Annotated in this window: 19 protein-coding genes; 12 read left to right on the forward strand and 7 right to left on the reverse strand. The window is 46.3% G+C overall.

Annotated elements, in window-relative coordinates; genetic code table 11:
• The first annotated feature begins 6 nt into the window (after positions 1 to 6).
• Positions 7 to 1,092 (forward strand): efflux RND transporter periplasmic adaptor subunit, encoded by a 1,086-nt coding sequence (locus J7623_RS20640; RefSeq protein ID WP_291923931.1) that lies wholly within the window; start codon positions 7 to 9, stop codon positions 1,090 to 1,092.
• A gap of 42 nt (positions 1,093 to 1,134) precedes the next feature.
• Complete coding sequence (locus tag J7623_RS20645; protein WP_291923933.1) at positions 1,135 to 1,329, forward strand: hypothetical protein; 195 nt, start codon at positions 1,135 to 1,137, stop codon at positions 1,327 to 1,329.
• Positions 1,330 to 1,683: 354 nt separating this feature from the next.
• Here J7623_RS20645 and J7623_RS20650 read toward each other — a convergent pair whose 3' ends face one another.
• From J7623_RS20650 to J7623_RS20660, 3 genes are read right to left on the reverse strand one after another with little or no spacing between them, the layout of a single operon-like run.
• On the reverse strand, positions 1,684 to 2,331 hold the full coding sequence (locus tag J7623_RS20650; protein WP_291923935.1) for a MarC family protein: 648 nt from the start codon (positions 2,329 to 2,331) through the stop codon (positions 1,684 to 1,686).
• A 58-nt stretch (positions 2,332 to 2,389) separates the two neighbouring features.
• Positions 2,390 to 3,004, reverse strand: coding sequence for a trimeric intracellular cation channel family protein (locus tag J7623_RS20655; protein ID WP_291923937.1), 615 nt, complete (start codon positions 3,002 to 3,004; stop codon positions 2,390 to 2,392).
• Between the two features lie 59 nt (positions 3,005 to 3,063).
• Complete coding sequence (locus tag J7623_RS20660; RefSeq protein WP_291923939.1) at positions 3,064 to 3,321, reverse strand: hypothetical protein; 258 nt, start codon at positions 3,319 to 3,321, stop codon at positions 3,064 to 3,066.
• A gap of 274 nt (positions 3,322 to 3,595) precedes the next feature.
• Between J7623_RS20660 and J7623_RS20665 the strand changes: the two genes are divergently transcribed.
• Positions 3,596 to 5,758 carry a S9 family peptidase gene (locus J7623_RS20665; RefSeq protein WP_291923940.1) on the forward strand — a complete coding sequence of 721 codons (2,163 nt, stop codon included), beginning with the start codon at positions 3,596 to 3,598 and terminating at the stop codon, positions 5,756 to 5,758.
• A 132-nt stretch (positions 5,759 to 5,890) separates the two neighbouring features.
• Complete coding sequence (locus J7623_RS20670; RefSeq protein WP_291923943.1) at positions 5,891 to 6,271, forward strand: hypothetical protein; 381 nt, start codon at positions 5,891 to 5,893, stop codon at positions 6,269 to 6,271.
• Positions 6,272 to 6,336: 65 nt separating this feature from the next.
• Here J7623_RS20670 and J7623_RS20675 read toward each other — a convergent pair whose 3' ends face one another.
• From J7623_RS20675 to J7623_RS20685, 3 genes are all read right to left on the reverse strand, one after another.
• Positions 6,337 to 6,981: a VIT1/CCC1 transporter family protein gene (locus J7623_RS20675; protein ID WP_291923944.1), complete on the reverse strand. Its 645-nt coding sequence runs from the start codon at positions 6,979 to 6,981 to the stop codon at positions 6,337 to 6,339.
• A gap of 11 nt (positions 6,982 to 6,992) precedes the next feature.
• Positions 6,993 to 8,231: an ornithine--oxo-acid transaminase gene (rocD, locus tag J7623_RS20680; RefSeq protein WP_291923946.1), complete on the reverse strand. Its 1,239-nt coding sequence runs from the start codon at positions 8,229 to 8,231 to the stop codon at positions 6,993 to 6,995.
• Between the two features lie 134 nt (positions 8,232 to 8,365).
• The gene (locus J7623_RS20685) at positions 8,366 to 8,623 is read right to left on the reverse strand and encodes an acyl-CoA-binding protein (RefSeq protein WP_291923947.1); all 258 of its coding nucleotides are present in this window, start codon (positions 8,621 to 8,623) and stop codon (positions 8,366 to 8,368) included.
• Positions 8,624 to 8,872: 249 nt separating this feature from the next.
• On the opposite strand from J7623_RS20685, the gene lepA reads away from it, so the two are divergent.
• The 3 genes from lepA (at position 8,873) to J7623_RS20700 (ending at position 13,986) form a co-directional block, all read left to right on the forward strand.
• Positions 8,873 to 10,666, forward strand: coding sequence for a translation elongation factor 4 (gene lepA, locus J7623_RS20690; RefSeq protein WP_291923949.1), 1,794 nt, complete (start codon positions 8,873 to 8,875; stop codon positions 10,664 to 10,666).
• Between the two features lie 102 nt (positions 10,667 to 10,768).
• Positions 10,769 to 11,323, forward strand: a complete 555-nt coding sequence (locus J7623_RS20695) for a thioredoxin family protein (RefSeq protein ID WP_291923951.1) — start codon at positions 10,769 to 10,771, stop codon at positions 11,321 to 11,323.
• A gap of 200 nt (positions 11,324 to 11,523) precedes the next feature.
• Positions 11,524 to 13,986: an AsmA-like C-terminal region-containing protein gene (locus J7623_RS20700; RefSeq protein ID WP_291923953.1), complete on the forward strand. Its 2,463-nt coding sequence runs from the start codon at positions 11,524 to 11,526 to the stop codon at positions 13,984 to 13,986.
• Positions 13,987 to 14,100: 114 nt separating this feature from the next.
• Here J7623_RS20700 and J7623_RS20705 read toward each other — a convergent pair whose 3' ends face one another.
• Positions 14,101 to 15,408: an O-acetylhomoserine aminocarboxypropyltransferase/cysteine synthase family protein gene (locus J7623_RS20705; protein ID WP_291923955.1), complete on the reverse strand. Its 1,308-nt coding sequence runs from the start codon at positions 15,406 to 15,408 to the stop codon at positions 14,101 to 14,103.
• Positions 15,409 to 15,757: 349 nt separating this feature from the next.
• Here J7623_RS20705 and J7623_RS20710 point away from each other — a divergent pair, with 349 nt between their 5' ends.
• The 5 genes from J7623_RS20710 to J7623_RS20730 are packed head-to-tail and all read left to right on the forward strand — an operon-like array spanning position 15,758 to position 22,542.
• A complete protein-coding gene (locus tag J7623_RS20710; protein WP_291923957.1) occupies positions 15,758 to 17,125 on the forward strand; it encodes a 3' terminal RNA ribose 2'-O-methyltransferase Hen1 in 1,368 nt (455 codons plus the stop codon).
• Positions 17,126 to 17,128: 3 nt separating this feature from the next.
• A complete protein-coding gene (locus J7623_RS20715; RefSeq protein ID WP_291923959.1) occupies positions 17,129 to 17,890 on the forward strand; it encodes a nucleotidyltransferase domain-containing protein in 762 nt (253 codons plus the stop codon).
• Positions 17,880 to 18,956: a nucleotidyltransferase domain-containing protein gene (locus J7623_RS20720; RefSeq protein ID WP_291923961.1), complete on the forward strand. Its 1,077-nt coding sequence runs from the start codon at positions 17,880 to 17,882 to the stop codon at positions 18,954 to 18,956. The genes J7623_RS20715 and J7623_RS20720 overlap by 11 nt, the downstream gene beginning before the upstream one ends.
• Entirely contained in the window at positions 18,940 to 21,543 is a 2,604-nt protein-coding gene (locus J7623_RS20725; protein ID WP_291923963.1) for a polynucleotide kinase-phosphatase, read from the forward strand. The genes J7623_RS20720 and J7623_RS20725 overlap by 17 nt, the downstream gene beginning before the upstream one ends.
• Before the next feature lie 45 nt (positions 21,544 to 21,588).
• A complete protein-coding gene (locus J7623_RS20730) occupies positions 21,589 to 22,542 on the forward strand; it encodes an NADP-dependent oxidoreductase (protein ID WP_291923965.1) in 954 nt (317 codons plus the stop codon).
• Positions 22,543 to 22,564 lie beyond the last annotated feature (22 nt).

Consider the following 22,564-nt stretch of genomic DNA (forward strand, 5'->3'; position numbering starts at 1 on the left):
ATAAGTATGAAACACTATAAATATTATTTGTTTGCATGGGGTATCATTACAGCAATGGCTGCCTGTAATTCTGCCGCCATGCCGGAAAAGAAAGCAGTTACTTCTGATCGTCATTATACCCTGGTACCGGTGGTGCAACGCCCGTTGGCCGGCAATATCCGCCTGCCGGGCACATTGGCGGCATTTCAGAAAGTAAGCATTTATCCCCGGATTAACGGCTTTGTAAAAAGCATCCTGGTAGACCGGGGCTCCAAAGTAAGGAAGGGACAGGTGTTGCTGGTGCTGGAAGCGCCTGAAGTAACGCAGCAATACTATGCGGCACAGTCGAAGTATTTGCAGGCCGCGGCGATGTTTGCTTCCAGCAAGGATAACTATGAGCGTACACTGGCAGTAAGTGCGGAGCCGGGCACTATTTCGGCGCATGACCTGGAGTTGTCGAAAGCCCGCATGCTGGCTGATAGCGCGCTGATGAACAGTGAACAGGCCAATTACCGTGCACAGGAAGTGAACCGCAGTTACCTCACCGTTATGGCGCCATTTGATGGCGTGATTACGGAGCGCAATATTCATCCTGGCGCCTTGGTAGGGCCGGATACAAAGGTGGACGATAAACCCATGCTCATGTTGGAGCAGGAAGACAACTTGAGGCTGATACTGCAGATACCGGAAATGTATAGCGCACAGCTGTCGCAACAGTCGGTGGTTAGCTTTGATGTGAACGCTATTCCCGGGCGGCATTTTGAAGGGACCATTGCCCGGCAGGCAGGAACGTTAAACGACAAGTATCGCTCTGAAGCCGTGGAAATAGATGTAGAAAATGCGCATCATATACTCAAAGCCGGTATGTATACAGAAGTATTACTGCCGTTGAGTGGTTCTACGCAGGCCATGCTGGTGCCTTCCAGTGCTGTGGTGATGTCTACGGAGAAGAAGTATGTAGTGGCCGTGAAGGATCACCGCACCAAATGGGTGGACATACAGGAGGGAAATCACCACAACGATTCTACGGAAGTATTCGGCCAGTTGCATGCCGGCGACCAGGTGATCATCAATGCCACCGATGAAATAAAAGAAGGTGTTGCGATTCCCTGATTCCGGCAATTTTTTTGATGAAGATTATCTAAACCATATGATATGACAGTCAGAAAAACCACTACCGAAAAAAGAGAACAGAAAGTGACGAAACGCAGGAACGAAGCGTTGGCGCCGGCTAAGGGCGGCGCAAAGAAAGAACGGAATGATGACCGGAATAATGTATTGGAAGGGTATGATGAAGACGAATACGATGGGCAGGATATTAAAAATGGCAGGCGCAAGAAGAAGCAATAAAAAAAGCGGCCGTCCCGAAGAATCGGGACGGCTTTTCTGCTAACTGTTCCGTCTATATTGATTTTTTTATGTTCTTATTAAAAAAAGAGAACAAATAACATCCACCTAGTAATCAATAACGGATTTACCTGTTGTTCAACTAAAAAAAGAGTTTAAGCGGGCATGGCTATGCATCGCGGTATACGCGCCTTTGTCGGAGTCAAAAGGTGTAGTGGTTAGATGTTGTTGCTGTCTACAACCATAGCGGCTTCGCGCTATGTGGAAATGGCTATCTTAATTCGTCTGCGTATTACTCCCGGGCATGCCTTGGAATAATAACACGAAATGATTTAAAATTGTTTTGAAAAAAGCAGGCTAAAAATTAAAAAGCTCACGCAGGCCTAATGCCAGCATTTGAACGCCGATAACGGCGAGGATAAGTCCCATCATTTTGGTAATCACCATCATGACGTTGGTGCCGATTATTTTTACAATGCGTTCACCTGCAATAAAGAGGAGATAGGTGATATAACATATAAAAGCATAAATAGCTATTACAATAGCCAGGTGTGTAAGATCTTTGGCGGCAGAATAACTCATAGAGGTGGTGATGGCGCCTGGTCCGGCCAGCAGTGGCATAGCCAGTGGTGTAATGGCAACACTGATACCCTGATCCGCTTTTACAGGCTGCGCTCCCAGTTTGGGGTTTTCTGATTTACTTTCTTTTTCTCCGCGCACCATTTCATACCCAATCACAAAAACGAGTATACCACCAGTCACGCGCAAGGCCGCCAATGTAATCCCAAATACATGGAAGATGAGTTTACCAGCCACACTAAAAACAAGAATGATACAAAAGGCAATGAGCACCGATTTGGTGGCTATATTGCGCTTTGCCTTTTTGTCCATGTTGGAGGTCAGCTCCATAAAAACGGGGATGGCAGAAATAGGATTCACGATTGCCAGTAATCCCATGAATACCGTTGTTGCAAATGCAATGTAATTATCAAATAATGCCATCATATCAGCAATATAATAAATTTTAATTACGAATTACAAATCCATCATCCGTAATTGTTTCCTACGCTCGTAAACGGGGGAGCTGCCAGTTGTTTCTCAGGGTGATGAGCCGTATGGCTACTATAACGGCAACGGCTATACTTTTTGAAATGTCTCCGGGGATACCGGTATAATGACCGGTCAGCAGGTATAAAATACCGCCAGCAATAGAGGCGGCGGCATATATTTCGCGCGTAAAAAGAATGGGTTGTTCACCACAGATGACGTCACGGAGTAGCCCGCCGAAAGTACCGGTAATAACGCCTAATGCTACACATACGGGCATAGGTAACCCCGCCGCGATACCTTTGTTGATACCGGTGATGGTGAACAGGCCTAAACCAATAGCATCGAATGTACTGAGAAGGCGGTTGAGTTTTTTTACATAAGAAAAAAACAAGGCGGCAATAATAGCGGCTACTATGATGGCAGTGTTGCTCAATTCATCTGTCATCCAGGCTACAGGCGTAGCCCCGATCAACAGATCGCGTATAGTTCCTCCGCCGATGGCTGTAATAAAAGCCAGCGCCAGTAAGCCAATAACATCGTATGATTTATTGATAGCTGCTGTTGCGCCCGAAACAGCAAATGCGAATGTGCCTAATAATTCTAATCCCTGGATAAAGGTCAGCTGCATTCTCCTTGTCTTGATTTGCGGTCGAAGATAAGGATACTTTAAATCATCATATGAAAATTCTAGTAATCAAAAGCAGGTTCCCCGCGTAAAGTACGCTCGATCTGATCACTCAGATCACGGCTAAAGCCTTCTACTTCAATTTTCGGATGATGGTCGAGGTAGATAAGAAAACGACCGGTTTCCTTGGTCACCAGGTCATAAATATCTTCCAGTAAAGCAGACAGTAATTTACGGGTAGTTTCCGCAATCTGCGCCAGTGGGCCGTCTTCGAATGGCAGGTACTCACGGTTTTTATAAGATAAGGCTATCTGAATCATAACTGATGGTTTTTCTGTAGGATTTAGCAGGCCGGTTATTTTCTCGCTAACCGGTTGGTTTTCATTAATTAATTATTAATTCTGACATAAAAGTAGAAAAAAAGAAATACATAAATTCCAACTAAAGGGTGATTTTTTTATCCACATTGTCTAAAGAAAATAAAATATATAATATCTTCCGAAGTTGACCGCCGACACATCTACATAACCATTCTCATATTGTTGATTTTTTTTCTTTTATAATTTGGCTACCATTGCACATTATTCTTACATAATGAAGAAACTTACATTAGTCCTCGTTTTAATTGTATGCTACTATCTCCCTATGCAGGCCCAGCCAGGCAAAGGTATGAGATGGAGCCTCGACGGGAAGTCGTTCTACAAGGCCACTCCCTCAGGTATTGAGTCTAACCCTTTAACCGGCGAAGCTCCCTCGTTGAAAATTCCTGCAGCCGCTTATCATGGTCTTGCATTAAAGGATTTTTATTTTTCGGCAGATGAAAAAAAGATACTGCTCTACACCAATTCAAAAAAAGTTTGGCGCTATGAAACCCGCGGTGATTACTGGGTGCTGGATATCGCCTCCGGAAAATTGCAACAGCTCGGCAAGCAACAACCTGCCTCTTCCCTGATGTTCGCTAAGCTTTCCCCCGATGGAACCAAGGCTGCCTATGTAAGCGGGCATAACATTTTTGTGGAGGACCTGCAAACTGATGCTGTAACGCCTATCACCACAGATGGTACCCGCCGCTTTATTAACGGTACTTTCGACTGGGCTTATGAAGAGGAATTTGGCTGCCGCGACGGCTTCCGCTGGAGCTCCGACAGTAAAAGCATCGCCTACTGGCAGATTGATGCCACCAAGATCCGCGACTTCCTCATGATGGATAACACCGATTCTATCTACTCCTTCACTGTTCCGGTTGAATATCCGAAAGCCGGTGAAAGCCCTTCTGCCTGCCGCATCGGCGTAGCAGATGTACAAACTGCTAAAACAACCTGGATGCAGGTTCCCGGCGATAATCAGCAACACTACATTCCCCGCATGGAATGGGTACCGGGTAAAAATACCCTTATCATCCAGCAACTCAACCGCAAACAAAACCACAGCAATGTAATGTTGTGTGATGCTGCAACGGGTAAAACACGCACGCTCTACCAGGAATCAGACAGCGCCTGGATAGATGTGAAATCGCGCTGGGATGATGATAACATTGCCGGATGGGACTTCCTGAAAGGCAACAAGTCATTTATCTGGGTAAGCGAACAGGATGGCTGGCGTCACCTGTATAATGTTAATACAGATGATGGAAAAGCTACATTGCTCACGCCAGGCAACTATGATGTAATCAGCATCGCTAAAATTGATGAAGCAAATAACGTCATCTATTTTTTAGCTTCTCCCGATAACCCTACCCAACAATATTTGTATAAGGTAGCGTTAACAGGTGGCAAGGCAGAACGCATTACTCCTGCCAACGAGCCAGGTAGCCACGAGTATAAAATTTCTCCTTATGGCGCCTGGGCGCTCCATGAATTCAGCAATGCCTATACTTACCCGGTAAGTGAAAGTGTACAGTTGCCAGCTCATAAAAGCAGCAGCAACGCAGTATTGAACGCTATCACCAAATCCGCTGATGCACCTAATAAACCGGAATTTTTCCAGGTCACTACGGTGGATGGGGTTACGATGAGTGGTTGGATGAGCAAGCCGGCCGACTTCAACCCGGCAAAAAAATATCCGGTCGTATTTTATGTATATGGTGAACCTGCAGGTGCTACGTCGCTGGATGCTATTGGCGCCGGTCGCAACTTCCTGTATGATGGCGATATGGCTGCAGATGGTTACATCTATGTGAGTATGGACAACCGCGGTACGCCATTGCCAAAGGGCAGCAAATGGCGCAAATGTGTTTACCGCAAAGTAGGATTGATCAACGCCAGAGATCAGGCCATGGCGGCAAAAGCGCTGATGCAGAAATATGCTTTCATAGATGCTGAACGTACGGCAGTATGGGGCTGGAGCGGAGGTGGTTCTATGACCCTGAACCTGATGTTCCAGTATCCGGAGATTTATAAAACAGGTATTGCGATTGCTGCAGTAGGCAACCAGCTTACGTATGATAACATCTACCAGGAGCGCTATATGGGGCTGCCGGAAGAAAACCGCGAAGACTTTGTAAAAGGGTCTCCAATCACTTATGCGCGTAATCTGAAAGGCAACCTGCTGTACATCCATGGTACCGGTGATGACAACGTACATTATCAGAATGCCGAAATGTTACTGAATGAACTGATCAAATACAATAAACAGTTCCAGTTCATGGCGTATCCAAACCGTACGCACAGTATCTCTGAAGGACCAGGTACGTTCCAGCACCTGTCTACTTTATACACCAATTACCTGCGCACACATTGTGAGCCGGGAGCGAAATAAGCTTTTAGCCATCAGCTTTTAGCTTTTAGCAAAATGCCGTGAAGATCATTATATGTTGGTCTCCGCGGCATTTTGCTAAAAGCTAAAAGCTAATTGTTAAAAGCTTACCTTTGCCTCCCTAAATAGAAAAATATGTCCAGGACGGGTATTATAGGTATACTGGCAGTATTGCTGGTAATTGCATGCACATTTTTGCCATGGTCTTATGTAGAGAGCAGGCATTTGACATTTACTGGTATGAATGGAACAGGCTCCAATTACGGAGAACCGGGCCGGTTGAGTATCATTTTATCTGTGTTGGCGATCGTTATTTTTGTAATAAAGAATAAATGGGTATCCCGGATTAACCTGTTTATTGTAGGATTCCTGGTAGCGTGGACATTTAGAAATATGTTGTTGTATTCGCGTTGTGAGATAGGGGAGTGTCCTCAGCCGGGGATAGCGTTGTATGTATCACTGGGCGCTGCTTTGGTGGCATTTGCCTGCGTGTTGTTTACACGTTCGCCTAAATGAGACAGATAATAGAAGAGAATATTATTGAGATGGTGTCAGGAAATTCCTGACACCATTTTTTATTTTCAGAAGACGGTCTTGTGCAGTATCCATGCGCCTGCCAGCACACCGGCGCCCATGATCCAATAACGCAATACGATGGGTAAAGGACGTTGGGCAGTGATCCTGGCTTTAATAAAACTAAAAGCTGTTAAGCCCAGGAAAACCAGCATGATACTGGTTTGTGACGCTGCGGGGAAATTTTCGTTGGAAAAATAAGGGCCCAAAGACAACACACCACCTACCCAAAAAAAGAAGCCGGTCAGCAGCGCATGCCGTATCGCACGGGAACGCTTAAACGTAGTTTCCACTACCTTTTCTTGCTCCAGTATCTGTTCCCAGGTTTGGGCATCTTTCTCCATTTCCTGTTCTATCTGGGCAATGGTGCCTGCGTTAATATCGAGTCGTTGCAGCTTGGATCTTTCCTTGTCAGATAGCAGGGCACTGTCGTGTTGTGCATCTCCTTTATTGGCCTGGAAAGCGCCAATCATTACCAGTACACCGCCTATCGCCCAGATGAAAAGATGCAGCGTATAAAAGCTTTGTACTTCAATGGGAAATACCTGGATCACCTGTGTAGCAAAGAACAACAGGAAAAGCCCATCGGGAAAACCGATTAAAAAGTCTGTTTTCCATCCGGAGCTCCGGATGGCTTTTTGGGATGCTATCATACTACAATAAACTAGCTGAAAGCCTGTTCCAGGCTTCTTTTGATGATCTGCACGCACTCAGCTACCTGGCTTTCATTGATGGTAAGTGGTGGTGCAAATCGTATTTTATCTCCGTGTGTTGGCTTGGCCAGCAGGCCGTTCTCTTTTAACGTTAAGCACAGGTCCCATGCGGCTTCCGGATCTTCATGCTTAATGATGATCGCATTCAGTAATCCTTTACCCCGTATGGTAGTAATATAAGGAGATTGCAGGTCCTGCAGGCCTTTGCGCAGCAATAAGCCCATCGCGGCTGCATTTTCCGCCATTTTCTCGTCTTTCAGTATTTGCAGGGAAGTGATGGCTACTTTACAGGCCAGCGGGTTGCCGCCATAAGTAGAACCATGTTCACCCGGTTTAATGGTGAGCATGATTTCATCATCTGCCAGTACGGCGCTTACCGGTAATGTACCGCCAGATAAGGCTTTCCCGAGAATGAGGATATCCGGACGCACATTTTCATGATCGCAGGCCAGCATTTTGCCGGTACGGGCAAGTCCTGTCTGGATTTCATCTGCAATAAATAATACGTTGGCATCCTGGCAATATTGTTTCGCTTTGGCGAGGTAGCCTTCATCCGGCACCATCACACCTGCTTCTCCCTGTATAGGTTCTACCAGGAAACCAGCTACGTTTTTATCCTGTAACGCCTGTTCCAGCGCGGTTAAGCTATTGTATGGAATTACCTCATAACCTGGCATAAACGGACCAAAGTTATTACGGGCAGTAGGATCGCTGCTAAATGAAATTACGTTCAGCGTACGTCCGTGGAAGTTATTGGTGCAGACAATAATTCTGGCTTTGTTTTCCGGAATGCCTTTTACCATATAAGCCCAGTGCCGGCACAGCTTCAGCGCTGTTTCCACCGCTTCCACGCCGGTGTTCATCGGTAATACTTTATCGTATCCGAAGTAGGCGGTAATGTATTGCGCATATTCCCCCAGTAAATCGTTGTGAAATGCACGGGAGGTCAGGGTGAGCTTTTGCGCCTGTGCAATCAGGGTGGCAATGATTTTAGGATGGCAATGTCCCTGATTCACCGCAGAATATCCGGATAAAAAATCGTAGTAACGTTTGCCGTCCACATCCCATAAAAAAACGCCTTCGCCCCGGTCCAGTACAACCGGTAACGGGTGATAGTTGTGGGCACCATACTGTTCTTCCAGCGCCAGGTAATGTTGAGACTTTTCGCTTATCGTGTAGGATGGTATCATAATAAGCCAAAAGTACGGGAAATTTATAGAAAGCAGAAAGCGGAAAGCAGAAAGCAAAAAGCTATTGCAGCGAGTGAACCAGGCGTTTTATATCCGCAGTGATCACCCGCTGCAATAGCTTTTTGCTTTCTGCTTTATCCTTTCAGCTTTTTTACCAGGTCGATATACTGCTGCATAGCCGCATCCTTACTGGTGCCTTTCAGCGCTGCCCAGGCTTCATATTTGGCTCTGGCTACAAAATCAAATGGGTTAGCCGGAGGATCAATATCCACATCACCGGTGCTGCCTTGTTTATACAAACTGTACAATTGCAGCAAAATCTCATTGGAAGGTTTTTCCGTCAATGTTTTACTGTCTGCCAGTGCTTGCTCAAACTGTTGAGTGAGTTCCATATTCCGCTTTATTTAAAATTTAACAATACAGGTTCATGCCTTCATTTTTCTCTTATGTCTATAAAGTTGAGCATTAAAACCTAATATATCAAAAAAAGCCACTGGTCTTCTTCCTATCTTCCTAAAAACCAAACAACAAAACATAATCACTAAACCCATTAACTAATGAACTAATTTCAATACCTTTGCCGGCTGAAAAGGTTTCGTGTAGTAAATTTGCATCAGGCCTAAGGAACAGCAAAACATCATATGAAGAATATTCGCAATTTTTGTATCATTGCCCATATTGACCATGGTAAAAGTACCCTGGCAGACCGTTTACTGGAATTTACAAAGACTATCTCCGACCGTGATATGCAGGCGCAGGTACTGGACGACATGGATCTTGAGCGTGAAAAAGGAATCACCATCAAGAGCCACGCTATCCAGATGAACTACACCGCTAAGGACGGGGAACAATATATTTTTAACCTGATTGATACTCCCGGTCACGTGGATTTCTCTTATGAGGTATCCCGCGCACTGGCCGCCTGTGAAGGTGCGCTGTTGCTGGTTGACGCCGCCCAGGGTATCCAGGCACAAACCATCTCCAACCTGTACCTGGCACTGGAGAACGACCTCGAAATTATTCCTGTGATCAACAAAATTGATATGCAGGGCGCCATGATCGAGGAAGTAAAAGACCAGATCATCGAACTCATTGGCGTTAAAGGAGAAGATATCCTGCTGGCATCCGGTAAATCCGGTATCGGTATTGAAGATATCCTCGAAGGCATTGTACACCGTATCCCGGCGCCTAAAGGCAGCAACGATGCACCTTTGCAGGCTTTGATCTTCGACAGCGTATTCAACTCTTTCCGCGGTATCATCGCTTACTTCCGCGTTTTCAACGGTACCATCAGGAAAGGTGATAAAATTAAATTCGTTAACTCCGGGGAAGAATACTTCGCTGATGAAGTGGGCATCCTGAAACTGGGGCTATCACCTCAGAAAGAAGTGACCACCGGCGACGTAGGATATATTATTACCGGTATCAAAAGCGCCAAAGAAGTAAAAGTAGGGGATACCATCACCTTATCCAACAACCCCTGCGTAGAAGGAATCAACGGCTTCCAGGAAGTAAAACCAATGGTATTTGCGGGTATTTATCCGGTAAACACCGAGGACTTCGAAGAGTTGCGTGAGTGTATGGATAAACTGCAACTGAATGACGCCTCCCTGACCTATGAGCTGGAAACCTCACAGGCATTGGGCTTCGGCTTCCGTTGCGGATTCCTCGGCATGCTGCACATGGAAATTATCCAGGAAAGGCTGGAAAGAGAATTTAATCAAACTGTGATCACCACCGTTCCCAACGTAAGCTTCATTGCACATACCACCCGGGACGGCGTTATCACCGTAAATAACCCGAGTGAAATGCCCGATCCAACCAAACTGGATAGAATCGAAGAGCCTTTCATCCGCGCACAAATCATCACCAAACCTGAGTATATCGGTAACATCATGACCCTCTGCCTGGGTAAACGTGGTAACCTCCTTAACCAGAGCTACCTCACCACCACCCGTGTAGAACTCATGTTTGAAATTCCGCTTACAGAAATCGTATTCGACTTCTATGATAAGCTGAAAAGCCAGACCCGTGGCTATGCTTCGTTCGACTATACGCCGATTGGCTTCCGAGACAGTGATATCGTGAAAATGGACATCCTCCTCAACAGCGATAAAGTGGATGCGTTAAGTGCGCTGATTCACAGAAGCCGTGCGCAGGACTTCGGCCGTAAGCTCACTGAGAAGCTGAAAGAACTGTTGCCACGTCAGCAATTCCTGATCGCCATCCAGGCCGCTATCGGTGCTAAGATTGTGGCACGTGAAAACATCAGTGCAATGCGTAAAGACGTAACCGCTAAATGTTATGGTGGTGACATCTCCCGTAAACGTAAGCTCCTCGAGAAACAGAAAGAAGGTAAGAAACGTATGCGCCAGATCGGTAACGTAGAAATACCACAGGAAGCATTCCTCGCAGTATTGAAGCTGGACGATTAATACCGTTCTTCATTATATTTTTAATTAGCGAAGAAGAAAGCGTAAATTTTGCTTTCATCTTCGCTAATTTTTTTTATTTCATTGATCAAAAACCAATTACCCATGCGTTCCTTAGTATTGACGTTAACCGTTGCCGCTTTATCGTTTTCAGCAAAAGCCCAGAAATCAAAAACGCCTCCGGCAGCGGAACAGGTAGTAAAAGAAGCCTGTACTGCGGCTACCAAAAATCATAAAAAAGTATTTGTGCTCTTTCATGCTTCCTGGTGCGGATGGTGTCACAAAATGGATACGGCGATGAATGATGTATCTGTTAAAAAAGCTTTCACAGATAACTACGAAATCCGCCATATCACAGTATTGGAAAACGGGCCGAAGAAAGTACTGGAAAATCCGGGTGGCGCCGAGTTACTGGCAAAGTATCATGGCGATCAGCAGGGGATTCCTTTCTGGGTTATCCTTAATGCAGACGGCTCTTTTATTGCAGACAGCCGCGTGGCTGATGCCAGTGGTAAACTACAGAATGTAGGTTGTCCGGCACAAAAAGAGGAGGTAGATTACTTCGTAGGACTGCTCGAAAAAACCTCTAAAATGAAACGTGGAGAACTGGAAGCAGTACGTACCCGGTTTGCTAAGATAGCGCCACAAGCTGCCCATTAATCATCATCTACAGCAGGCAGGTAATACTATAGGGAGATGTGTTACTTTAGGTACCTGCCTGCTGCCGGAAGCCAACCCCCATGCCATTTTGCACGTTTAATCGTCGTTTTTTTACAGCCGGGAAAATTTGTGGCACGCGTATGGTTTTATAGGTGAACTGTTTAACAGATCATCTGTTATACCATTTAAACCTTTACCGTATGCGAAAATGGCTCAGGATCACCCTTATTACCTCCGGCGTATTGATAACCCTGCTGTTGTTGTTAATCCTCGGTATGACCTGGTACATTCATGCCAACAAAGCGACCTTCCTCAAACAAATTACAGGACAGCTCAACGACCGGCTGAATGGTACCATTACTATTGAAGACATGGAACCTTCCGTGTGGAAAAGCTTCCCCAATGTTTCTATCGGCCTCAAAAAAGTGGTATTGCAGGATAGCTTGTGGCAACAGCACCACCACGCCCTGCTGGACGTTAACTATATTTTCGTACGGGTAAATACGTTATCACTGCTACGCAAGCACGTAGCCATAAATGAGATCACCTTACAGGATGGTAAAATATATCTCTACACAGATACCACAGGGTATTCCAATACTTATGTATTGCAAAACCCAAACGGGGAGAAAAAGAAAAACACAGCGTCAAAAGATGCCAATATTGAACAGTTGACCCTGCGGAATGTGAGTTTCATCATCGATAACCAGCAAAAGTTTAAGCTGTTTTACCTGGATATCAGCCGCCTGGACGGGAAAATGAAATCGACCGATAGTACCATACAATTTACCATGCTGTCGGATATCCTGTCTAAAAGCTTCGCCTTTAATACCAACAAAGGCAGCTATCTGAAAGACAAGAAAATGCAATTGAACCTGTCGGTCATCTTCAATAAGCATACTAAAATTCTCACTGTTCCTTCCCAGGAAATCAGGATAGATGAGCATCCGGTGCAGATTGCCGGACAATTTGGATTTGGCGAAAAGCCGCCGCCTTTCCAGTTAAAGATCAATGCCAACCAGGTATTATTGCAGGATGCCGCCACCTGGCTACCACCCAATATCAGCACCAAATTAAGTAACATCACGCTCACAAAACCGCTGGATGCCGAGGCTAACCTCAACGGGCATATGAAATTCCGGGACACCCCAAAGGTGGTCATCAACTGGAAAACTACGAACAATGTGTTGGTCACAACAATGGGAGAGTGGACCAATTGTAATTTCACCGGTAGATTTAATAATGAAGTGTTGCCAGGGCAAGGACATACCGACGAAAACTCTGCTGTCAATATTTTTCAGTTAAATGCCACACTGGCGGGTATTCCCATCAAAGTAGATACGATCAGGGTAGTGAATTTAAAGCAGCCATTGCTACGCGGACATTTCCGGTCTGATTTCCCATTGACTGCACTCAACGACGCAGCGGCAGACGGCCCTATTTTGTTCAAATCCGGGAATGCAAGTGCCGACTTGTTTTATACAGGGCCGGTATTGAAAGACGATAATACCCCTTCTTCGTTGCAGGGAGTAGTGGCCATAAAGCAGGGGGCATTTACTTACGGGCCCCGTAATTTATCTTTCCACAATACTAACGCCACGCTGCGTTTCACCGGGCAAGACCTGCAGTTGGAAAACATACAGGTGCAAACAGAAAAGAGTAGTCTGCAAATGGATGGCGCCATCAAAAACCTGATGAACCTGTACTTTACAACGCCGGAGAAAATAGAATTGATCTGGAATATCCGCAGCCAGCTGGTCGATCTCAATGAATTCAAGAGCTTCCTGGGCGTACGGCAAAAGTCGAAGCCAACTAAAAGTCAGCAGCGGGCCAAAATGGGACGGGTATCGCGGCAACTGGATGTGGTGCTGGCTTCCAGCAATGTAAAGATGAATGTACAACTGGATAAGATCATCTATCAACGATTTGCCGCCCAAAATGTAAAAGCCGGCCTGGAGCTTACCAATGAAGATATCCTCCTTAAACAAATTGCCTTACAACATGCCGGAGGTAGTATACAGATGGCCGGGATAGTACGGCAGCAGGGGAATAATAACAATTTTAAGATGGATGCCACTGTAAGTAATGTACAGATCAGTCAGCTCTTTTACGCCTTTAATAATTTTGGTACGGGCCTCAGATCGGATAACCTGAAGGGGAACGTATCAGCCAAAGTAAATTTGAAAGGAAACATACTCGACAACGGTACCCTGGCAAAGAATTCCTTATACGGTACCATCAACTTTAACCTGAAGAATGGTGCCCTGATTAACTTTGGACCGCTGGCAGATATCGGTAATTTTGCATTTCGCAAACGACACCTGGATAGTATCATGTTTGAAAACCTGAGTAACACCTTCCAGGTGGCCGGCAACAAAATCATGATTCCACCTATGCAGATTGCGTCCAGCGCCATTAATATTGATGTAAACGGGGTATATGGTATTGATGGAGGTACAGATATTAACCTTGCCATTCCACTCCGTAACCCTGCCAAGGACGCAGATATCACAGATAAAGAAGAAAAACGCCGTCGTAGCCGCCGCGGCATTGTAATCCATTTGCGGGCAGTATCGGAAAAAGATGGAAAGGTGAAAATTAAGCTGGGGAAAGGAGACAAAGAGGTAACGGGGAGTGCGACGGATATTGATACAGGGTATTAGTCATTAGCTTTTAGCTATTAGCTTTTAGCAAAATGCAGCGGAGATATTAGCAATGTAAAATAATATTTACACTTATATCTCCGCTGCATTTTGCTAAAAGCTAAAAGCTAAAAGCTAGTGGCTAACCGCTTCAAACGCTTGCGCCATATCGCCCTGGATATCGCTGATATGTTCTATACCCAGTGACACACGCAGTACGCCTGGTGCTACACCCGCTTTCCTTTGTTCTTCTTCACTTAATTGCTGGTGGGTAGTAGTTGCCGGATGAATGATCAGCGTTTTGGAATCGCCGACATTTGCCAGGTGATAAATTAACTTCAACGACTGTACGAATTTGTCCGCTGCTTCTTTTCCTCCTTTAATCTGGAAGCTTAATACACCGCCAAAGCCATTTTTCAGGTACTTCTGTGCCAATGCATGATATTTATTACCAGGCAGTCCGGGATAGTTCACGGAGGCTACCTGTGGGTGTTGCTCCAGCCATTGGGCCAGTGCCAGTGCATTATCGACGGTGCGTTGTACGCGCAGCGATAATGTTTCCAGTCCTTGTATAAACAGGAAGGAGTTTTGTGGCGCTAATGCCGGACCCCAGCTACGTAAGCCGGCCACACGTGCGCGGATTATGTAAGCGATGTTGCCGAATGGACTATGATCCCCGAATACTTCCCAGAATTTCATGCCGTGGTAAGCTTCATCTGGTTCGCTGAATTGTTTGAACTTGCCGTTGCCCCAATTGTAGTTGCCGCCATCTACAATGATACCACCAATGCTGGTACCGTGGCCACCAATCCATTTGGTAGCAGCTTCTACTACTACGTTGGCGCCATGTTCCAGTGGGCGGGCCAGGTAGCCGGCTGCACCGAAGGTATTGTCTACCACCAATGGAAGATCATGTTTGCGTGCAATGGCACTTATTTTTTCAAAGTCAGGAATGGCAAACCCGGGATTACCAATGGTTTCCACATATATGGCTTTGGTATTTTCGTCTATCAATGCTTCAAAGCTGGCCGGGTTATCAAGATCCGCGAAGCGGGCTTCTACACCTATGCGTTTGAAGCTTACCTTAAACTGGTTAAAAGTGCCTCCATACAGGTAAGAAGACGTGACGAAGTTATCGCCTGGCAACAGGATATTATGCAAGGCAATAAATTGCGCTGCCTGCCCGGAAGCCACTGCCAGTGCGCCAACACCGCCTTCCAATGCAGCCACTCTTTTTTCAAATACATCCGTAGTGGGGTTCATGATACGGGTGTAGATATTACCAAACTGCTTCAGCTGAAAAAGATCTGCTGCATGTTCTGCACTGTCGAAAGTATAAGAAGTGGTTTGATAAATAGGTACGGCGGCTGCATGTGTAGTGCCTTCCGGTTGATAACCGGCATGTACCTGGAGCGTGTCAAAATGTAATGGCTTAGTGGACATAACCTGTAAAATTTTAAGGTGGGGAATAAAAGTCTACAAATATAGTAGACTAATTTAAATAACAAAACTTTTTGTGAGATAATCATGATAGATATTAAATATTAAATGGGCTTTTGTTGTTTAAATTAAAATAACATCGCTTCTGCACCACAGGTGGCATTGACTTTCCTGTGCCGCCCCGCATAAATTTTTCAGCAATTTTATCTACCACAATTTGCAGCATACAATAAAAAATAATATCTTCGAAAGCTATATTTGCTCTTATCAATCGCTAAATAGCTTTTTGCTTTACGCTTTCAGCTTATAGCTAATTAAAAATCGTGTTTCCGTGAAGAAGCACAGTTGACCGATGTTATTAACTATTACGACTAAACGTTACCCCGCCACTGACCTTGGCTATCTTCTGCACAAGCATCCCGCTAAAGTACAAACAGTAGAATTGACAGCAGGTAGTGCACACATTTTTTATCCGGAAGCTACAGACCAATCCTGTACCGCCGCATTATTACTGGACATAGATCCGGTAAAACTGGTTCGCCGCGGTAGCAGTGGCCACGATTTTTCACTGGAACAGTATGTGAATGACCGCCCTTATGTGGCCTCCTCTTTTATGAGTGCCGCCATTGCGCATGCATATTCTTCAGCAATGAATGGACGTTGCAAAGACAAGCCCCACCTGGTGGATGAAGCCATGCCCTTTGAAGTTACGTTATCCGTTTTACCGGTAAAGGGTGGAGAGTATTTATTACGGCAGTTTTTTGAGCCACTGGGCTATGAAGTATCCGTGCAGTCTTACATCCTTGATGAACAGTTTCCCGAATGGGGGCAGAGCCGCTACTTTAATGTGACGCTGCGCCATACATTGCCACTGAAAACCATCCTGAGCCAGTTGTATATCCTGATCCCGGTTTGCGATAATGATAAGCATTATTTTGTGGGGGGACATGAAATAGAGAAACTCATGGAAAAGGGGCAGGGGTGGCTGGATAGTCATCCCAGTAAGGAACTCATTACCCGTCGCTATCTCCGGAATATCGGGCCGCTGGCCAAAGAGGCCCTGGGCCTGATCATGAGGGATGATGTACTCCCCGTGGAAGTCAAAGAACCCAAAGAAAAAGTACGGTTGCACGATGTTCGCCTGCAAGCAGTGCGCGACCTGCTCCTGGAACTTGGCGTGAGTGCTGTAGCGGATATGGGTTGTGGCGAAGGTAAGCTGCTTCGTTTACTCATGGAGAAATCCGCCTTTAAACGTATACTGGGGATGGATGTCAGCTATCATGCGCTGGAAATTGCCCAATCCAAATTAAAGATAGATCGCCTGCCGGAGCAACAGAAAGCGAGGATACAACTCATTCACGGCTCTCTAACGTATAGGGATAAACGCTTGTCGGGATTCGATGCCGGCGTATTGGTGGAAGTGATCGAACACCTGGACCTGCCGCGTTTACAGGCCCTGGAAAAGGTGGTGTTTGAATATGCCCGTCCACAGTACGTGATCATTACCACCGTGAATGCAGAATACAACGTATTGTACGAGAAATTGGAGGCGGGTGCTTTCCGGCATTCAGACCACCGCTTTGAATGGACCCGGGCGGAGTTTGAGGAATGGGGTAACCGCATAGCCGAACAATTTGGCTATATTGTCACCTACAGACCTTTGGGAGAAGTAGATGAAGTATTGGGAGGTCCCAGCCAACTGGCCCTGTTTAAAAGATAATTTATGAGAGAAGAAATATTAAAGAAGATAAAAGAACTGGAACAATTTCACCAGGTAAAAATATTATACGCCTGCGAATCCGGAAGCCGTGCCTGGGGCTTTCCATCGCCGGACAGCGACTATGACGTCCGTTTTATTTACACCCGGCATAAAGACACCTATCTGAGCATCACGGAACAGCCGGATGTGATTGAGCCGGAAATAGACGACGTATTGGATTTGAGCGGATGGGATATTCGTAAAGGACTGCAGCTCTTTTTAAAATCCAATGCTCCTTTGTATGAATGGCTGCAATCGCCCATCGTATACCAGGAAGTAACGGAATTTAAGCAGGAATTAACCGGCTTAATGGATAAGTATTTTTCGCCGCGGTCTGGTTGTCATCACTACCTGTCAATGGCCTATAATACGTTTACTAACGAACTGGAAGGAACACAGGTAAAGGTGAAGAAGTACTTCTATGTGCTGCGTCCAATGCTGGCCTGTCAATGGATACTGGCCGGTAAAGGCGTGCCGCCAATGGAGTTTGCTACCTTACGAACTTTAATTACGGATGCCTCCATACAATCCGAAATAGATCGTTTATTGGAAGTGAAAATAAAGGCAGATGAGCAAACCACTATTGCGCCCATACCGGCATTGCATCAGTGGATAGCTGGCGTATTGGATCAATGTAAGGAAATGTCGAGGGAAATACCTGCGGTAAAGAACAATACCGCGGAGTTAGACGTGCTTTTCCGGAAATATATTTCTTATGACTTTTGAAACATTACAACACCAACGGGAATGCATGCTGCTGGAGTGTATCAGTGGTAGCCGCGCTTATAACCTGCAGTTGCCCACATCCGACCGGGATATTAAAGGCATCTTCATATTACCGCAACAGGAGTTGTATGGAATGACTTACACCCCGCAGGTGTCTAATCAAAGCAACGATGAAGTATATTTTGAAATAAAACGTTTCCTGGAATTACTGGAGAAGAATAACCCCAATATACTGGAGCTGTTAAGCACCGGTACAGACAACCAGCTATACCGGCATCCTTTGATGGACCTGATAAAGCCGGCTGATTTTTTGTCCCGCTTATGCCTGGAAACATTTGCCGGTTACGCTAATACACAGATGAAAAAGGCCAAAGGACTGAATAAGAAGATCAACCAGTCGTATCCTGCCGAAAGGAAATCTGTGTTTGAGTTTTGTTACGTTATCGTTGGTGGTCAGAGTGTGTTGCTACAGGAATGGCTAAACGAAAACGGGTTACAATCTGAAGACTGCGGACTCGCCCGTATTCATCATTTCCGCGATGTATACGCGTTGTATCACACCAGTCAGTTTGATACCGGCGTTACTTTCAGGGGTGTTTTTCCTGGTGCAGACGCCAACGATGTGCAACTGAGTGCCATTCCAATGGGACCGGATCCAGTGGCCATCATGCAGTTTAATAAAGATGGTTATACGGTGTACTGTAAGGATTTCGCGGCTTATCATCAATGGGAAGCGCTTCGTAACCAGGAGCGGTACCGTCATAATAAGGAGCTGGGCGCTGATTATGACAGTAAGCACATGATGCATACTTTTCGTTTGTTAACCATGGCAGAAGAAATTGCTCAATATAAAGAAGTACGTGTATTCAGACACGACCGCGATTTTCTCCTGCGTATCCGCAATGGCGAATTCACTTACGATGCGCTGGTGGAAATGGCTACCCAAAAATTAGATCACATGCAACAGCTCTATGCGGCGTCAGATCTTCCGGATCATCCAGACCCGGCACTGGCAGAAGGGCTGTTGGTTAGAATAAGAGAAGCATATTATGACTCGAAGAAATAATAAATTATCACATATCTCTATACCGGAATTATCATTGGTATTATTAATCGGCCCTTCCGGGGCTGGTAAATCCACGTTTGCCCGCAAGTTTTTTAAACCGACAGAAATTATTTCATCCGATGTATGCCGTGGGCTTATCAGCGATGATGAAAATAACCAAAATGTATCTGCTGATGCATTTGAGCTGGTGCGCTTTATCGCCGCCAAGCGTTTAAAGTTGGGGTTGCTCACTGTTATTGATGCTACCAACGTACAGCCTGAATCCCGCAAACACTGGGTACAGCTGGCACGCGAGTATCACGTGCTGCCGGTGGCTATTATATTAAATATGCCGGAAGAAGTATGCCAGGAACGGAATGACTTGCGCAGCGATCGCAATTTCGGCAGGCATGTGATCCCGCAGCAAATTAGTCAGCTGAAGCGTGGGCTCCGCAACCTGCGGGAAGAAGGCTTCCGCCAGGTATTTGAATTGCGCTCACCGGACGAGGTGGCCGCACTGGAAACAATTACGCGCTCGCCGCTTTACAACAATAAAAAAGACGAACACGGACCATTCGATATCATCGGCGACGTACATGGCTGCTATGATGAGCTATGCAACCTGCTGGAAACGCTCGGCTATGAAGTAGACCGGGAAAATGCTACCTTAATCAGTTCGCCGTTAACAACTAACGCCGATGGTTATACGCGGTATCGTAAGCCTGTTTTTGTGGGCGACCTGGTAGACCGTGGCCCCAAATCGCCGCAAGTGCTGCGTTTGGTGATGCACATGGTCAATAACGGATTAGGCTTATGTGTGCCGGGTAACCACGATGCAAAGTTGCTGCGCTACCTGAATGGTAAAAATGTGCAGCTCAGACATGGGCTGGAACAAACTGTAACGCAGTTGGCCAGCGAAACACCGGAATTCCTGGAGTCTGTAAAAACATTTATAGATGGGCTGATCAGCCACTATTTACTGGATGATGGTAAGCTGGTAGTAGCACATGCCGGTTTGAAGGAAAGCATGCAGGGCCGCGGTTCCGGGGCTGTAAGGGAATTCTGTTTGTATGGAGAAACAACCGGAGAAACAGATGAATTCGGACTGCCGGTGCGCTATAACTGGGCGCTGGAATACGGCGGTCGCGCTATGGTGGTATACGGGCATACCCCCGTGCCGGAAGCACAGTGGCTCAATAACACCATTGATATCGATACCGGTTGCGTATTTGGGGCATCTCTGACAGCGCTGCGCTATCCGGAAAGAACCCTGGTATCTGTACCGGCTCTCGAACAATACGCTGTGCCTGCGCGCCCTATAGGCTACAATGCCAATAGTGTATTGAGTGTACAGCAGCAGTATGATAGCGTGTTAAATATTGAAGACTTCCTTGGTAAGTGCATATTGCAAACGCGCTATAGCCATAACATCACTATCCGGGAAGAGAATAGCATTGCGGCGTTGGAAGTGATGAGTCGTTTTACGATTAATCCTAAATGGCTTATCTATCTGCCACCAACGATGTCGCCGGCGGAAACCAGCCAGGAGGAGGGTTTGCTGGAACATCCGGCAGAAGGATTGCAGTACTACCGGGAAGCTGGTGTAACCAGGGTGATTTGTGAGGAAAAGCATATGGGCTCCCGCGCAGTGGTGATTGTTTGTAAAGATGAACAAGTAGCAGAGCGGAGATTTGGCGTTACGGGAGAAGGGAACGGTGTTATTTATACCAGAACAGGCCGTGCCTTCTTTGCAGATAAACAAACCGAACAGGATTTCGTGGCGCGTATCAATGCGGCATTGATCAGCACTGGCTTTTATGAAACTTTTGATACCGACTGGGTATGCCTGGATGCGGAGTTGATGCCCTGGAGCGCCAAAGCCCAGGCTTTGCTGCGCGATCAGTATGCCGCTGTAGGAACGGCCGCCGGTAGGGCTTTGCCGGAAGTAGTATCGGCGCTGAACCAGGCCATCAGCAATGGAGCACCTGCGCAGGTGTTGCTGGAAAAATATATGCAACGCCTGGAACAAACCACCAGCTATGTAAAGGCTTATCGCCAGTATTGCTGGCCCGTGGAGTCTCTTAACGACTATAAGCTGGCACCTTTTCACATCATGGCCACAGAAGGGAAAACCTGGTTTGACAAAGACCATGAATGGCATATGTCGGCCATAAAAAATTTATGTGCCGGTGATGAACAATTATTGCTTGCTACACCTTATTTGTTGGTGAACATCGGTAATGAGGAAAGTGAGCAGGCCGCCATTAACTGGTGGAAACAACTAACGGCTGCCGGAGGAGAAGGGATGGTGGTAAAGCCATATACCTTCCTCAGCAAAGACGATAAAGGGCTGATACAGCCAGCCATCAAAATTCGCGGAAAAGAATACCTCCGTATCATCTATGGACCGGAATATGATGCAGCCAAAAACCTGGAGCGGTTGCGGGTGCGCAAGCTGTCTGGTAAACGTTCCCTGGCTTTGCGCGAGTTTTCACTGGGACTGGAAGCCCTGGAGCGATTTGTAAATAAAGATCCATTACAGCTGGTACATCAATGTGTATTTGGTATTTTAGCGTTGGAGAGTGAACCGGTAGACCCGCGTTTATAAGTAATAACAGCGATTAAACATCTTTCTACATTTAAAAATAAAACTATGAAAGCCGTAGCCGTATCAAAATTCAAAGACATCCCCGTGGTCATGGACCTGCCGAAACCGGCTGTGAGACCAGGAACTGTCCTGGTCAAAGTAGCCGCTGCCGGGATGAATCCCTTCGACTGGAAAATGATTGATGGTATTATGGATAATGGAAAAACGCCTCACCAGTTTCCATTAATCATGGGCGTAGATGGAGCCGGCACGGTGGAAGAAGTAGGTGAGGGCGTTACCCGCTTTAAGAAGGGCGATAAAGTATACGGTCAATTTATTCATATGCCTATTGGTGAAGGCTCTTATGCAGAATACGCCATTGTGCCGGAAAAATCAGGCCTGACACTGGCGCCAGCCAGCCTTTCGGCCGCGGAAGCTGCCGCAGTACCTACTTCCGGTATGACGGCGCAGCAAATGATCGACAAACTGGATCTGCAGGAAGGCGATACATTGCTGATCAACGGCGCTACTGGCGGCGTAGGTTCCTTTGCCACGCAAATTGCCGCTGCACAGGGCATAGTTGTCATAGCCACTGTTGGCGATGAAGCAGGCGCAGCACGCATGAAGAAATTGGGCGCCACGGTAACCATTAATTATAAAGAAGCGCCACTGGCAGAGCAGGTAAAAGCAAAATTCCCCGGTGGGTTGGATGGCCTGATTGATATGGTGAGCGATGGTGCCGGTTTTACAGCTAACCTGGATCTCTTAAAACCAGGTGCAGTCGCATTAACCACCGTTTTTGTGGCCGATGAAGAAGCGCTTAAATCAAGGAATATTCGCGGTGGAAACTTCGAAACTCAGGGCAGCGCAGCTTCACTGGATACGCTGTCGCTGATGATAGACCGGGGCGCATTGACTATCCCGGTAGAATCAAAAATAACGCTGGATGAAGCACCTGCGGCAGTAGCATTGAGCCGGCAGGGAAGAGCCAAGGGGAAAACTGTTATCATTCTGCAATAAGCAATAAATTGGTGCCGTAAAC

This window comes from Chitinophaga sp. (assembly GCF_017745275.1).
Lineage (GTDB): Bacteria > Bacteroidota > Bacteroidia > Chitinophagales > Chitinophagaceae > Chitinophaga.